Below are 14794 nucleotides of genomic sequence, written 5' to 3'. Positions count from 1 at the left end.
TTCTTTCACAAATGTCCGTTGTACGTCTATTTTACAAAAAAATTCAAAAAAAATAGAACTTTTTCAATAAGCGTTAGTCATAGTTACAGCAAACGCGATATTAGCAGACTTTAGTCGCTAGCTAAAACTGGGAGTAGTAGCTCGAATGAGCGAGCAGAGCAAAGATTTAGGATTAGTCAGAAGAGCACAAGCGGGCGAAAAAGCAGCATTTGATTTACTGGTACGTAAATACCAAAATAAAATCATTGGATTGGTTTCTCGTTATTTAGGCAACAACGGAGATGTTCAAGACGTTGCCCAGGATGCGTTTATTAAAGCTTATACGGCATTGCCAGGGTTTAGAGGTGAAGCTGCATTTTACACTTGGCTATATCGAATTGCGGTAAATAGTGCAAAAAACTATTTGATGGCAAGGGGGCGTAGACCAGCAAATGTAGATGTGGACGCTGAAGGTGCTGAATATTATGAGACCAATGAAGCTTTACGCGAAAATGCGTCGCCAGAAAGCTTAGCGTTAACTGACGAAATAAAACATGTAATTTTCGATACTATTGAGCAATTACCTGAAGAGCTAAAAGTAGCAATTCAGTTAAGAGAAATCGATGGTATGAGTTATGAAGAAATAGCAACTGCAATGGGTTGTCCGATTGGTACTGTTCGTTCACGTATTTTCCGTGCTCGAGACGCAATCGACGCAAAATTGGAACCGCTAATTGAAAACCGTTAAATGGAGCCGTTCGTAATTATGACGAATCAACACCAAGAACCACTATCAGCAATGCTGGATGATGAGTTAACAAATAATGAGTTAACTCAAGCGTTAGACAGCATTAAAGATAATCAACAGTCCGTTCAAACCTTTGGACGTTATGCCCTGATTGGTGATGTGCTTAGAAAAGAGCAAGAACTAGTGAGTGATGACTCTTTTGCGAATAGTATTCAGGCTGCCATTGCCGATATTGAATTGCCAATGGTTGACCAACTTGAAACGGAAAACGTTGCCTCGATTGCGAAGCACCCTAAGTGGTATCAACGAGCAAGCCAAAAAGTGGTTCAGCTTAGTGAGCATAAGCTTCTTAAAGGCAGTGCACAATTCGCCATTGCAGCATCTGTAGCGTTAGTAGCCGTGGTTGGTGTGAGTAACATGAACCCTGGTCAAGACAAAATTACGTCGCCAGTGTTAAACCCAGTTCCATTAGTACAAGGTTTATCACCAGTGTCGCTTTCAAGCGATAGCTTTAAAGAAAAGCCAACGGCGAATCAAGTGACTCAGTCAAGAATCAACGCGTTAATGGCCGATCATAACCAGCAATTAAGAGCAACAGACGATAAAGAAGAGCTGGAAAAAGAAGATAAGAAGATTGAGCAATAGTTCATAACTGAATAATTGCGTTAATTGAGTAAACTCGAATAGCCTGTGGTGTTATCATTAAACTTGATATCATCGGCAGGCTTTTTTGTATCTAGTGTTTGTCTTCGTAGAAATCTAAAGGATTGTATTAAGTGCGTATTTTATTTTTATTGATCACCTGTTTTGTTTACAGCACGAGCGCCGCAGCTACGGGCACCGCCACCGCAACTGCATCCACTAAAGTGGTAGCACCTGAAAGTGAACAACTTCAATCTAAAGAACAACAAGTTCAATCTGAGCCTCAGCCTCAATCTGAAGCCCAACCTCAACAGGCTACTACCCCAAATGGCGAAAAGATAAATGCCGCTTATTGGTTGAAAAAATTGCAAGAAGCACTCACCAAAAGTAATTTTGAAGCTGGAATTGTGACTTTAAAAGGTGAAAAGACGGAATCATATCAGTGGACGCATGGATTTAAAGTTAATGATGATGGCACTGAAGTTGAGATTGAGCGAGTGTCACCGCTCATAGGCAATGGCATAACAGCCATTAGAAAAAACCAAACGTTATCGTTTTTTGAATCCAATAAAGAACCTTATTCAATTAGTGGAGTGAGTATTCGAAATTTCATTCCCGCTATCTTTTATAAAGACTTTGGTGATTTAGTAGATAGTTACCAGTTTGTTTTAGTTAGTAAAAGTCAAATTGCGGGGCGCTCAGCGCAGTTAATTAGAGTAGAGTCTGTTACCAAAGAAGCCTATAACTTTTGGGTTTGGATAGATGTCATTAGTGGTTTACCTCTAAGAATGGCGTACATCGATGAACAGGGTGAAGTAGTAGAGCAAGTACTAATGACACACCTTTCTTACTTAACAGAGCCAAATGAAGAAATAAATAAACTGTTTGAAATTCAATTGCCGCAGGTCGCAAATACGGCAATCGCAATGAATCAACAAACAAATAACTGGCAGCTTGAATATACACCAAATGGATTTGAGTTATTAAAAAGCGATAGACATCATGTGTCTATTAATCGCGAAGTTGCAGACTATTACCTGTTTAGTGATGGTTTAGTTGAGTATTCGGTATATGTGCAACGCCCAATTGAAAGCTTTAATAGTCCTCTAGTATTAAAAGATGGCGGCACGTCATTTGTAATGGTTCACGCCGATGGCTTTGATGTAACAGTTGTGGGCATGTTGCCTACGGAAACTGCATTTAAAATAGCGAAAAGCGTAAAAAGTAAATAACATGATTAAAGAGTTAGGCATTGTTGTTGAAAAAGACCAAGATTCAATTTGGGTAGAAACGGCCGTTAAATCTACCTGTAAAACCTGTGCTGCAAAAAGTAACTGCGGCACAAGTGCCGTGGCAGAAGCGTTTGCTGGTAAATCTGTCATCAATAAAGTTGCTAATAGTCTTAATGCCCAGGTTGGCGACCAAGTGGAAATCGGCATACCAGAAGAAAGCTTAATTCAAGGTGCCTTCTGGATTTATTTAACGCCAATATTTTCAGCCCTCTTTTTTTGTTTAGTAACTCAATATTGGCTTACAGAGTTTATGGAAATAAACGAAGGGTTAGTAATATTGTCCACGTTTTTAGGTGGTTACTTAGGGTTTGTTGTCGCCCGAAAAAAACTATCGTCTTCACCTTCTGACAAATATCTTCCGCAATTACTCAGCATACGACCTGAGATCATTCCTGTTAAACCTGTTGATAGTTAATTAACTACTAAAACAGTGGAGCGTAACAAGATAAACGTGTAAAATTGCGCCCTTTTTACGCATATTTATATTTAGCAAAAACCTGAATTGGAATTCCTGTTGTAACAAAATGAGTTGCAGTTGCAGTAATCATTAGGTTTTTTTGTAAAGCGTTAAGTTTAATTCGCTTATTTTCAGTGACTAACAATAGTTAGCACGTAACGGCTACAGGTTAAAATACAGTAATTTATGAAGCATATTCGCAACTTTAGTATCATCGCCCATATCGATCACGGTAAATCAACATTATCGGATCGTCTTATTCAGCACTGTGAAGGCTTAACAACGCGAGAAATGAAAGCTCAAGTTCTTGACTCAATGGATATTGAGCGTGAGCGCGGCATCACTATCAAGGCTCAAAGTGTAACGCTTAATTACACAGCAAAAGATGGTGAAGTTTATCAACTTAACTTCATCGACACGCCAGGACACGTAGACTTTACTTATGAAGTATCACGCTCTTTGGCAGCTTGTGAAGGTGCGTTGTTAGTTGTTGATGCTGGCCAAGGTGTTGAAGCTCAAACCGTTGCAAACTGTTATACCGCCATTGAAATGGACCTAGAAGTTCGTGCGATATTAAACAAAATTGATTTACCTCAAGCTGATCCAGAGCGGGTTGCAGAAGAAATAGAAGATATCGTTGGTATTGATGCAATTGATGCGGTTCAGTGTTCGGCAAAAACGGGATTAGGTATCGAGGATGTTTTAGAAGACATCGTTAAAAATATTCCACCACCAGAAGGTAATGTTGACGGACCAGTTCAAGCTTTGATTATTGACTCGTGGTTTGACCCGTATCAAGGTGTTGTTTCTTTGGTCCGTATTAAACACGGTTCATTGAAAAAAGGCGATAAAATTAAAGTTATGTCTACCGGTGAATCTCATCAAATAGACAAAATTGGTATTTTCACGCCAAAACAAACAGACACAGGTAGCCTAAACACTGGTGAAGTAGGCTTTATCATTGCTGGTATTAAAGACATTTTAGGCGCGCCAGTTGGTGATACGTTAACAACTACAATTAATGCCGCGACTGCGCCACTTCCAGGCTTCCAACAAATCAAACCTCAAGTTTATGCAGGTGTATTCCCAGTAAGCTCAGACGATTATGAGTCATTCCGTGATGCACTTGGTAAATTAAGCCTAAACGACGCGTCGTTATTTTATGAGCCAGAGAGTTCAACGGCATTGGGTTTAGGTTTCCGTTGTGGTTTCTTAGGTATGCTGCACATGGAAATTATTCAAGAGCGTTTAGAGCGTGAATATGACCTAGACCTAATCACAACAGCACCAACCGTAAACTACGAAATTCTTAAAAAAGATAACTCAGTTGTTTCTATTGATAGCCCATCTGAATTACCTGCTCTTAATGATATTGCAGAAATTAGGGAACCAATTTGTAAAGCAGATATCTTAGTACCACAAGAGTATCTTGGTAACGTTATTACTTTGTGTATAGACAAGCGTGGTACACAAACCGCAATGAGCTATCACGGTAAGCAAGTTGCTGTAAGTTATGACTTACCAATGGCTGAAGTAGTAATGGACTTCTTTGATAGATTGAAATCTACCAGTCGTGGTTTTGCATCACTAGACTACAACTTTACAAGGTTCCAAGAAGCGGACATGGTGCGTGTAGACATTTTACTTAATGGTGAAAGAGTGGACGCATTGGCGATGATTTGTCACCGTGACTTTGCACAAACTCGAGGTCGTCAGTTAGCGGACAAGCTGAAAGAGCTAATCCCAAGACAGATGTTTGATATTGCGATACAGGCTGTTATTGGTGTTCACGTAATTGCTCGTACAACAGTAAAACAATTGCGTAAAAACGTAATCGCGAAGTGTTACGGTGGCGATATTTCACGTAAGAAAAAACTACTTCAGAAACAGAAAGATGGTAAGAAACGCATGAAGCAAGTAGGTAATGTTGAGTTACCTCAGGATGCCTTTTAGCTATTTTGAAAGTTGGTAAGTAAAAACTAGTCGGTTAGGTTAAGGAATTAATTAGTATGGCAGGGTATTTCGCAATATTTTTGGTCGTTGTTACGCTCATTTGTGGTTTTGTTTGGTTATTAGATGCAAAACTTTGGGCGCCAGCTAGAAAGAAACGTGTTGCCCATGCGCAAGCTGCAGCTGGTGGTAATATACCAACAGCAGACTTAGATAAGTTGGCTGAGCAGCCAGTGTTAGTGGAAACGGCCCAGTCGATTTTCCCTATATTGGCGCTTATTACTATATTTCGTTCATTCCTATTTGAACCGTTTCAAATTCCGTCAGGCTCAATGATGCCAACTATGTTAGTTGGTGATTTTATCCTAGTACAAAAATATGCGTACGGCGTACATGACCCGGTTTGGCGCAAAGAGCTAATCACAACAGGTGCACCAGAACGCGGTGATATTGCTGTATTTAAGTTCCCACTTGATGAGCGCTTAGATTACATAAAGCGTGTAGTAGGAACGCCTGGCGACAGAGTTATTTATAAGAACAAGCAACTTTTTATTCAACCAAGTTGCAAAACTAATCCTACAAATTGTGACAAATTAACTAGAGTTAATCTTAGTAAAGAAGCGGAAGGTGAATTTGAATCAATGGGCATTCCATTGATCACCGCTAAAGAGCAATTAGGTGAAGTAGAACACAATATTTTAATCAACCCTGCATACCCAGACATGGCTGAACGTTTTTATTCTCAGCCGGGCACGCGTAAAGGTGAATGGATAGTACCTGAAGGTTATTACTTTATGATGGGTGATAACCGAGACAACAGTACAGATAGCCGTTTCTGGGGCTTTGTAAGCGAAGACCAGCTAGTGGGTAAGGCTGTATTTATATGGATGAGTTTTGTCTTTAACGATGGCCAAATAAGCTGGTTACCAGACTTTGTCCCTGTGGATATTCGATTTTCTCGTTTAGGTACAGTGCAATAATAGTTTAAGAAGAGTAAAACTTGATAAGAACAGATTATAAACAGTTACAAAAAAAATTAGGTTACGAGTTTTCTGATGAGTCATTGCTAATCCAGGCACTGACTCATCGTAGTTTTAAAGGTGCGCACAATGAACGTTTGGAGTTCATTGGTGATTCGTTGTTGGGCATGTTTGTTGCGGAAGCTCTGTACTTTGAGTTTCCAAAAGCAACAGAAGGTGAACTTACTCGAATGCGTTCGCAGATTGTTAAAGGTCAAACTCTAACAGCTATCGCTAAAGAATTTGAATTAAGCCAGTGGTTGCTTTTAGGCCCAGGCGAAATGAAAAGTGGCGGTTGCCGTCGTGATTCTATTTTAGAAGATGTGATTGAAGCTATTATTGGCTCGGTCTACTTGGATTCAAACATTGAGCAATGTAAAGAATTTGTTCTAAAGTTAGTTAAAAAGCGATTGGCTGACGTTGATCCAAGTAACGCCTTAAAGGATCCTAAAACTCAGCTACAAGAGTGGTTGCAGTCGAGAAAACGCCCACTACCCGTTTATGAAGTTATCAATACAACGGGACAGGCGCATAACCAAACATTCACAGTGAGTTGCACATTAGATGATGGCCAGCAACTTGAAGCAACGGGCACAAGCCGTCGCAAAGCAGAACAATCTGCAGCACGTAAAGCATTAGAGGTAATAAAAAAGTGAGTAAATCAGAACAAAACCAAGCGGAATTAGACGCGTTATTAAGTAATTTAAATAACCGCGCTGATTTATCACAAACTAAAAAGTGTGGACTGGTTGCCATTGTTGGTCGTCCAAATGTAGGTAAATCTACGTTAATGAACCACATACTTGAGCAAAAAATCAGTATCACCTCTAAAAAACCTCAAACAACACGTCACCGTATTTTAGGTATTCATACTGAAGCCAATGAACAGGTTATCTACGTTGATACTCCTGGCCTTCATAAAGAAGAAAAGCGTGCGATTAATAAATTAATGAACCGAGCTGCGTCAAGTGCACTTGGTGATGTAGAAGTTGTCTTGTTTGTTATTGAAGCAATGAAGTGGTACGAAGATGACGAGATGGTTTTATCAAAAATAAAACGCTCTAAAAAGCCAGTGATGCTACTTGTAAACAAAGTAGATGAGATAAAAGACAAAGAAACATTAATGCCATTTTTACAAAAAATAGCGGCATTACATGACTTTGCAGAAATTATTCCTATTTCTGCTGAAAAAGGAACAAACATCGAACCAATTAAAGAAAAAGTTCGTGATTATTTGCCTGAAAACCCATTCTTCTTCTCTGAAGATGACGTTACTGACCGTTCTTCTCGTTTTATGGCTGCGGAAATCGTTCGTGAAAAGCTAATGCGTTTCTTAGGTGAAGAGCTTCCTTATTCTGTGACTGTTGAGATTGAACAGTTTAAGTGGGATGAAAAAATTTGGCGTATTAATGCATTAATTTTGGTAGAAAGAGAAGGCCAAAAGAAAATGGTAATAGGCGCGAAAGGTGAAAAACTTAAGATAATTGGTCGTGACGCCCGTCAAGACATGGAACGTTTACTTGAAGAAAAGGTTTATTTAGAGCTTTGGGTAAAAGTGAAAAGTGGTTGGGCTGATGATGAGCGAGCACTGCGCTCGTTAGGTTACTCTGAAGACTAGTGGGTATTTGGTAAAATAACGGTATCAATGAAGAGCAGGTTTAAGTAATGGCAAAGGAACTGGACTACTTACCTGCTTTTATACTTCACACTCGGCCTTTTAAAGAAAACCAATTGTTAATGGAAATGCTCGTGGCCGGTGAAGGTCGTGTTTCTGTTATTGGATACAAAGGCAGTAAAAAAATACAGCAAAAACCGCGCTAATGCAGCCATTTCGTGCCTTGGTTGTTCAAGTTAAGAAATCTGCAGGCTTACGAACGTTAAAGTCTGTTGAACAAAATCAGCTCCTATCAAAACAACTCTCAGCATTAAAAAGCAAAAGCCTCTTTTGTGGTTTTTATCTCAACGAGCTTATTTATAGGTTATGTTCTGCTGATGCTGAATATGAAACACTTTACCCATTATACGTTTACTCGTTAAAAAACCTTTCAGACTTGGCAGTTATCGATGAGTCAGACCTTGATGTTACGCACCACGGACTCTATTTAGAATGGATATTAAGGCAGTTTGAATTTAGCTTATTACAAATGTTAGGTTACGGTGTTAGTTTTGAAAGCGAATTGAGCATGCAACAACCTATTGTTGAGTCTCTTCATTATCAACTGCATGTTGACCAAGGTTTTATGATTGATGCCGCTAAACCTAGCTCTATATCGGGCAAAGACATCTTGGCAATCAACAAACATTTAAATATAAAGCTGTCAAAAGCGGACTTTATTGAACTAGACGCTGGTCGACTGCAAGAATTAAAAGCAGAGCTTAAAATCGCAAAGCATATTCTGCGCGTATGTTTACATAGGCATTTGGGCGACAAACCGTTAAAATCCCGAGAATTATTTAGAAAATAGCAGACTATTGGAGCAACCATGAGTGAAATTCATTTAGGCGTAAATATCGACCACATCGCAACATTGCGAAACGCCCGTGGAACCAGCTATCCAGATCCTGTTCATGCAGCAGCAGTTGCAGAACATGCAGGTGCCAGTGGCATCACTATTCATCTTCGTGAAGATCGCAGACACATAAAAGATCGCGACGTTTATACTTTAGCAAATACGTTACAAACGCGAATGAACCTAGAGATGGCCGTAACGGAAGAAATGATCAATATTGCTTCTGAAGTAAAGCCTCCGTTTGTTTGTTTAGTACCTGAAAAGCGTGAAGAGCTAACAACGGAAGGCGGTTTAGACGTTAAAGGTCAGTTTGAAAAAGTAAAAGATGCCTGTGACCGATTAGCCGCGATAGGCTTAAAAGTATCGTTATTTATTGATGCTGATAAAGAGCAAATTCAAGCAGCGGTAGATTGTGGTGCACCGTTTATCGAAATTCATACTGGCCATTATGCCGATGCAGGATCAGAAGCAGAACAGCTTGCTGAGCTATCTAGAATAGAGGCGGGTGTTAAGTTTGCTGCGAGCCTAGGCTTAGTGGTAAACGCAGGGCACGGGCTTCACTACCACAATGTAAAACCTATAGCGGCCATTAAAGAAATTTATGAGCTGAACATTGGTCACGCCATTATCGCTCGTGCTTCAATTGAAGGTTTAGACAAAGCCGTTCGAGACATGAAAACCTTAATGAACGAAGCTAGGCAGGGGATTTAAGAAAGTGTCGGTATTAGGTTTAGGCACGGATATTGTTGAAATTGTTCGAGTAAGCAATGCTTTGCTTAAGTCTAATCGACTGGCTGAAAGGGTACTGACGGAAGGTGAGTTGGCCGTGTTTTTAGAACATAATCAACCAGACCGGTTTTTGGCCAAACGCTGGGCTGCCAAAGAGGCGGCGGCTAAAGCATTAGGGACAGGTATTGGTCGGGGTATCTCCTTCCATCACTTTCATATTAGTAACGATGACCTTGGTGCACCGCATATGGAATTGCTTGGCAGTGCGTTAGAGCATGCTGAAGCAAAAGGTGTTAAGTCTGTATTGGTGTCTATAAGTGATGAGCAACACTATGCACTCTCAACTGTTGTATTGAGCGCATAGTCGTCTATTAAATTGCTATTTATTTGATTTGTATTTCTTTGATTTGTATTTCTTTGGTTTGTACTTCTTTGGTTTGGAGTTCTTAGAAAGGTAAATCTTTGATAACCGCCTTTGTAGGGTGGTCAACTGCTTCTTGAAAGCTTTCAGCAAGCTTTTCTGTTTCCTCAAAAACCTTATGCCAATAACGAATTCGCGTTGACGTATCAAGCTTTTCAAAGTCTGTTCTATCTGGGATCTTATTAAAAGGTAAGTTGTGTATAAACTCATCAGAAGGCACTAGCATAACAGTGGAGTCATAATTATGAGCGTTTGCCGTGCGCTTTAGGTTTTTATCAAACCAACCCGCTTTAGGTTTTGAATTAAAGTGCGGATAGAGCGTTAAACCTTCAGACTCTACTTTAAAATCAAAATGGTAATCAATAATACCGCCATCACGATACATACCTAATGGTGCTCCTGGTATATCTTGAATACCGAGCATCACCATAGGAATTGCGCCGCTGGCTAATAAGGCTTGATGAAAGTTTTGCTCATCTAGACTTACATACTCGGTAGAGAATACCGATGCTTCTTGATATTTTAACGGCGCGTTAGCGGTTGAAAATACCACTCGTTGATATTGCTGAGTTAGTCGCTGACGACCTAGCGCGTTATTAAATAAGCTTTTAGTTAAACCAATACCTTGTTTTAGTTTACTTTCTTGTGCAACCGCACCGGAACACAACGCGGTAATGAAATGAACCTTAAAGCGTTCATTGTTTAGTACTTGCTGCATATGATCATGAGGCAATATTTGCGTTAATAGTTGTTCAGCCGCTCGAGTAACACCTTGAGGTGATGCATCCAATGTAAAGTCTGTTTCTGCGTAGCGATAAGCCAGTTCAGTGATAGCATTTACAGGATCGTCTTGTGCCAAACAGGATGCTCTAAAGGCACCGGCAGATGACCCAATAAGGTCGAGCGAGGATGACTTTTCTTTAAAAAACTCACCAAATAAATACTTGTCTAAACCGTATAGACTAAACCATTTTGGACCGCCGCTAGCACCTAAAAATGTGGAGAAAAGCTCTGGGTTAAATCCCTGTTCTTGAAGTTTTTGCTTTGCGACAGGACCCGCATAGATATCAAGCATAAATTAAATATCGTTCTTTGGTTGTTTAAGGAATAATTGGGCGTGATTTATTGCATTGCTATTTGAGAAATAGTTTTCGATTAAAAAAGCTAACTGATTTTTATCATTCAATACACTATCCAACGTATTTATCATAAATTCATAATTGGTATATTCTGTTTCAGCAGTTAGCATTCTATTGAGCCATAACCACATTTTCTCTTCTCCGATCTCCCTTTCAATGGCCAACCATATAATAGGTGCGTAATTATATACATATTGGTTTCTGCTACCATAATCGGAGTTAATGTTTACGTCTTTAAATGCAGTAAACGTTTTGCCTTCAAGTTTGATCAGTTTTTTATTTATGATTTCTAAATAGTTTTTTTTGCCAATCAATTGCTCTGTTAACTTTAGAGAAAGATACTCTGAAAATGACTCAGAGAACATATCACCAAGTTCTGAATTGAAGGTTCGAAAAGCACCAAAATAGTAATGAGCCAATTCATGAGCAATGAAAGGCTTAAACCAATTTGACTCACTTTCATCAAATAAACTACTTAAGCCTCCTTTCTCATGGTTAATTGTAACAATTGAAGGGTATGAAACAAAGAGCCAAGAGTCTATTTTAGTTACAGGCGGCGTATGGATATACACAACACTTTCGCCGTACGATAAGGATAGCTTTTCCTCATAATACTTTTCATATGAAGAGGTTAACTTACCTAATTGCGACATCTGGGGCGCTGATAAACCTGAGTTTAAGTAATAGCTTCCCTTCTGTTTAGCAATATCGTAATCACCTGCAAACAGATTAATGGATACGGGTTTTTGTCTTTTAAATGAAGCGTGGGTGGCTGAAACTGGTTTACTACCATTTACATAAATTGATTTACAATCCAAACAAGTGACTGTTAAGTCATAGCTTAGTTTGTCATATCGTTTGTCTTTATCTATGTCATATAAAATAGGATACCAAGCTGTTTGAAAACCATCGGTTCGAATAGTTTTACCGTTAAAGGCAATGTTACCTTTCCAGTCCCCTCTATCACTTGCTTTATCCATGTTATTGATGACAGGGAATTTACCGGTATATTTAAATTGCATAGTTGGAGGTAGGAATTTACCTTCGCCTGTACTATCAGGAAGATAGTAACCAAAACTTTCATATGAATAATTGTTGTTGTAAATCTTCTGTATGGCGTAGTTGGAACTGTTGTTTTGATTTCTAAAATATTGAATATTAAAACCTGAGTTTAGAAATATTAGATAGTCTTGTAGTTTTGGAATGTTTTCCAGTTGAAGGTCAGCATCAATAGTGCCATTTTCTACCGAAATCTGAATAGTACCTGAAAGCCTAACCTGAAGCTCAGATGGCAATGCTGATGCCGAAAAAAGTAGTGAGAGGAAGACTAGTATTCGATTCATTTAATATCCCTATTAAATAGTGTTTTAGTTCAAGGAGGATTATAAATAGGTGGGGTCGTTTGTCTACACTATTGTTTCCAACGAGCAAGCACACTCGCTATTTGTTGAATAATAAACATGTCATACAAAAGTGTTTACATTTAGTGACAATTTGTAATCGCGAACAACGTGCAATTTATCGCATCTCGCATTATTTTAACGGCACTTATGGTAAAAAGAACTGTAAAAGACGGAACTCTAAGGGAAATCAATGATTAAAAAACTTTTATCGACAGGCGTTATTGCGTCTTCAATGCTATTCGGTGCTGCGATTGCAGACGAAGGCATGTGGCAACCACACCAGTTGTCTGAAATTAAAGATAAGCTTAAAGCAGCTGGTTTAAAGCTAGACCCAGAAAAAATGGCGGACTTAAACCAGTTCCCAATGAATGCAATTGTTAGCCTAGGTGGCTGTTCAGCATCATTCTTATCTGAGCAAGGCCTAGTCATCACAAACCATCACTGTGCTTACGGCTCTATTCAGTACAATTCAACAGAAGAAAATAACCTTCTTGTGAATGGTTTTGTTGCTAAGTCTATGGACAAAGAGCCACAAGCCTCTCCAAATGCGCGAGTATATGTTACTGAGTCGTTAACTAATGTGACTAGCGACATTAAAGGTTCAATACCTAAAGGTGCTGAAGGCGTTGAGTATTTTAATGCGATTGAAAAGCGTGAGAAAGAGCTAGTTGCAGATTGTGAAGCATCACAAGATTACCGTTGTAATGTTTATAGCTTCCATGGCGGCGCAGAATTCTTCCTTATTAAGCAGTTGGCTATTCGTGACGTTCGTTTAGTTTACGCTCCACCTTCAAGTATTGGTAAGTTTGGTGGCGATACTGACAACTGGATGTGGCCACGTCACACAGGTGATTGGTCTTTCTACCGTGCCTATGTAAATAAAGATGGTAAGCCAGCTGACTATTCAAAAGACAATGTGCCATTTAAGCCAAAAGCTTTCTTAAAAGTAAATGCTAACGGTGTTGAAAATGGTGACTATGTGATGGTGCTTGGTTACCCGGGACGCACAAACCGCTACCGCACAGACGTTGAAGTAGAATCTACGTTTAAAAATGTATACCCAACTTCAAAGCGTTTACGTGAAGAGTTCATCGATGTAATTAAAGCAAACTCTGAAGATGGCAGTGAAGCGCGTATTAAATACGAGAGCACAATTGCAGGGTTAGCAAACTACGCTAAAAACTATGGCTCTATGATTGAGAGCTTTAATAAAGGCGACATGTTAGAGCGCAGAAAACAGTTAACTGCCGACCTTACAAAATGGATTAATTCAGACAAAAAACGCAAAGCTAAATACGGCGATGCAGTAAATGAATTAGCAGCACTTATTGTTGAGTCAAATAAGACTCAAGATGGCGACATCGTTATGGGTTACTTAGGCCGTAGCGCAATGATGCGAGTGGCTAAAGGCCTATACCGTTTAGCGCATGAGAAGCAAAAGCCAAACGTAGAGCGTCGTCGTGGTTTTCAAGAACGTGACATGAAACGTTTTGGTCAATATATGGCAGTAACAAACAAGAGCTTTGATGAGACAGTAGAAAAGGCCTTGTTTATGCACTTTTCTAAAGAGTACGCACAACTTCCAAAAGCGCAGCGTAATGCAACTTTTGATAAGTTCTTTGGATTTGAAAATGGCCTAAATGAAGCAAAACTAACTGCACAAGTAAACGCTATGTATGCGAAAACTAAGTTAGATGAAGCTGATGTTCGTTTAGCATGGATGGACAAATCTGTTGAAGAGTTCAAGACAAGCGATGACCCGTTCATTCAGTTTGCCGTGTCTCAGTATGACCATGACATGAAAGAAGAAGAAAAAGGCAAAGCGTTAGGCGGAAAACTACAGCAAGCTCGTCCTGCTTACATGGAAGCTATGATTGCCTTTAAGAAAAGCAGAAACGAAGCGGTTTATGCCGATGCAAACAGTTCGCTACGTATAACTTACGGCAATGTAAAAGGTTACTCGCCACAAGATGGTTTAGTAGCAACTCCATTTACTACGCTTGAAGGTATGCTTGCTAAGTATCAACCGGGCGACGATGAATTTGATTTATTTGAAAACATTCGTACAGCTATTTCAACAAAACAGTACGGACCATATAAAAAAGAATCACTAGGTTCAGTTCCTGTTAACTACCTTTCAACACTTGATATTACTGGTGGTAACTCAGGTTCAGCAACATTAAATGCTAACGGCGAATTTGTTGGATTAGTATTTGATGGTGTTTACGAGTCAATCATTGGTGATTGGGACTATGATCCAACATATAACCGTTCAATCCATACAAGCGTTCCATTTATGCTTTGGGTAATGGAAAATGTTGATGGTGCTGATAACATTATCGATGAGATGACGATTGTTAAATAATGTCATTGTTGGAGCGACATCTATTTAATATTTGTTGTTGAAAGAGTCGCTTGATACACAAAAAGCAGTGCTAAATGCACTGCTTTTTTTATGCTTATTCGTTAAGATAGGTCAGTCTAAGCAGTTTAGTATTTATTGGT

14 protein-coding genes and 1 pseudogene are annotated in these 14794 nt (G+C 39.3%); 13 read left to right on the top strand and 2 right to left on the bottom strand.

The window, feature by feature from the left end; genetic code table 11:
- The first annotated feature begins 145 nt into the window (after positions 1–145).
- The 12 genes and pseudogenes from rpoE (at position 146) to acpS (ending at position 9690) form a co-directional block, all read left to right on the top strand.
- Complete coding sequence (gene rpoE / locus GNP35_RS08665) at positions 146–727, top strand: RNA polymerase sigma factor RpoE (RefSeq protein ID WP_155695726.1); 582 nt, start codon at positions 146–148, stop codon at positions 725–727.
- Positions 728–745: 18 nt separating this feature from the next.
- Positions 746–1372, top strand: a complete 627-nt coding sequence (locus GNP35_RS08660; RefSeq protein WP_196492466.1) for a sigma-E factor negative regulatory protein — start codon at positions 746–748, stop codon at positions 1370–1372.
- A gap of 131 nt (positions 1373–1503) precedes the next feature.
- Entirely contained in the window at positions 1504–2601 is a 1098-nt protein-coding gene (locus tag GNP35_RS08655; protein WP_155695724.1) for a MucB/RseB C-terminal domain-containing protein, read from the top strand.
- Between the two features lies 1 nt (position 2602).
- Positions 2603–3076, top strand: a complete 474-nt coding sequence (locus tag GNP35_RS08650) for a SoxR reducing system RseC family protein (protein ID WP_155695723.1) — start codon at positions 2603–2605, stop codon at positions 3074–3076.
- Between the two features lie 228 nt (positions 3077–3304).
- A pseudogene (lepA, locus tag GNP35_RS08645) lies at positions 3305–5094 on the top strand (translation elongation factor 4).
- A 33-nt stretch (positions 5095–5127) separates the two neighbouring features.
- Entirely contained in the window at positions 5128–6048 is a 921-nt protein-coding gene (gene lepB, locus GNP35_RS08640; RefSeq protein ID WP_155695721.1) for a signal peptidase I, read from the top strand.
- 23 nt (positions 6049–6071) lie between these two features.
- The gene (rnc, locus tag GNP35_RS08635; RefSeq protein WP_330997782.1) at positions 6072–6743 is read left to right on the top strand and encodes a ribonuclease III; all 672 of its coding nucleotides are present in this window, start codon (positions 6072–6074) and stop codon (positions 6741–6743) included.
- An 89-nt stretch (positions 6744–6832) separates the two neighbouring features.
- On the top strand, positions 6833–7705 hold the full coding sequence (gene era, locus GNP35_RS08630; protein ID WP_155696084.1) for a GTPase Era: 873 nt from the start codon (positions 6833–6835) through the stop codon (positions 7703–7705).
- Positions 7706–7752: 47 nt separating this feature from the next.
- On the top strand, positions 7753–7908 hold the full coding sequence (locus GNP35_RS08625; protein WP_155695719.1) for a recombination protein O N-terminal domain-containing protein: 156 nt from the start codon (positions 7753–7755) through the stop codon (positions 7906–7908).
- Positions 7908–8552, top strand: a complete 645-nt coding sequence (recO, locus tag GNP35_RS08620; RefSeq protein ID WP_155695718.1) for a DNA repair protein RecO — start codon at positions 7908–7910, stop codon at positions 8550–8552. The genes GNP35_RS08625 and recO overlap by 1 nt, the downstream gene beginning before the upstream one ends.
- A gap of 18 nt (positions 8553–8570) precedes the next feature.
- Positions 8571–9308 carry a pyridoxine 5'-phosphate synthase gene (gene pdxJ / locus GNP35_RS08615; RefSeq protein WP_155695717.1) on the top strand — a complete coding sequence of 246 codons (738 nt, stop codon included), beginning with the start codon at positions 8571–8573 and terminating at the stop codon, positions 9306–9308.
- Positions 9309–9312: 4 nt separating this feature from the next.
- Complete coding sequence (gene acpS / locus GNP35_RS08610; protein ID WP_330997750.1) at positions 9313–9690, top strand: holo-ACP synthase; 378 nt, start codon at positions 9313–9315, stop codon at positions 9688–9690.
- Positions 9691–9772: 82 nt separating this feature from the next.
- On the opposite strand, the gene GNP35_RS08605 is transcribed toward acpS, so the two are convergent.
- Positions 9773–10822, bottom strand: coding sequence for a patatin-like phospholipase family protein (locus GNP35_RS08605; protein WP_155695716.1), 1050 nt, complete (start codon positions 10820–10822; stop codon positions 9773–9775).
- A 3-nt stretch (positions 10823–10825) separates the two neighbouring features.
- Positions 10826–12229, bottom strand: coding sequence for a M1 aminopeptidase family protein (locus GNP35_RS08600; protein ID WP_155695715.1), 1404 nt, complete (start codon positions 12227–12229; stop codon positions 10826–10828).
- A 250-nt stretch (positions 12230–12479) separates the two neighbouring features.
- Here GNP35_RS08600 and GNP35_RS08595 point away from each other — a divergent pair, with 250 nt between their 5' ends.
- Positions 12480–14654: a S46 family peptidase gene (locus GNP35_RS08595; protein ID WP_155695714.1), complete on the top strand. Its 2175-nt coding sequence runs from the start codon at positions 12480–12482 to the stop codon at positions 14652–14654.
- Positions 14655–14794 lie beyond the last annotated feature (140 nt).

The sequence above is a fragment of the Psychrosphaera haliotis genome (assembly GCF_009728465.1).
GTDB classification, from domain to species: Bacteria; Pseudomonadota; Gammaproteobacteria; order Enterobacterales; family Alteromonadaceae; genus Psychrosphaera; species Psychrosphaera haliotis.
Note: the sequence above shows the minus strand (reverse complement) of the source record. Positions and strands in the feature narration are given on the sequence as shown.

Excerpts from the sequence above, each read along its gene's own strand:
- GNP35_RS08625 (WP_155695719.1), top strand. The coding sequence starts at position 7,753 with ATGGCAAAGGAACTGGACTACTTACCTGCTTTTATACTTCACACTCGG.
- rpoE (WP_155695726.1), top strand. The coding sequence starts at position 146 with ATGAGCGAGCAGAGCAAAGATTTAGGATTAGTCAGAAGAGCACAAGCG.
- GNP35_RS08605 (WP_155695716.1), bottom strand. The coding sequence starts at position 10,822 with ATGCTTGATATCTATGCGGGTCCTGTCGCAAAGCAAAAACTTCAAGAA.
- lepB (WP_155695721.1), top strand. The coding sequence starts at position 5,128 with ATGGCAGGGTATTTCGCAATATTTTTGGTCGTTGTTACGCTCATTTGT.
- GNP35_RS08595 (WP_155695714.1), top strand. The coding sequence starts at position 12,480 with ATGATTAAAAAACTTTTATCGACAGGCGTTATTGCGTCTTCAATGCTA.
- GNP35_RS08600 (WP_155695715.1), bottom strand. The coding sequence starts at position 12,229 with ATGAATCGAATACTAGTCTTCCTCTCACTACTTTTTTCGGCATCAGCA.
- GNP35_RS08660 (WP_196492466.1), top strand. The coding sequence starts at position 746 with ATGACGAATCAACACCAAGAACCACTATCAGCAATGCTGGATGATGAG.
- pdxJ (WP_155695717.1), top strand. The coding sequence starts at position 8,571 with ATGAGTGAAATTCATTTAGGCGTAAATATCGACCACATCGCAACATTG.
- recO (WP_155695718.1), top strand. The coding sequence starts at position 7,908 with ATGCAGCCATTTCGTGCCTTGGTTGTTCAAGTTAAGAAATCTGCAGGC.
- GNP35_RS08650 (WP_155695723.1), top strand. The coding sequence starts at position 2,603 with ATGATTAAAGAGTTAGGCATTGTTGTTGAAAAAGACCAAGATTCAATT.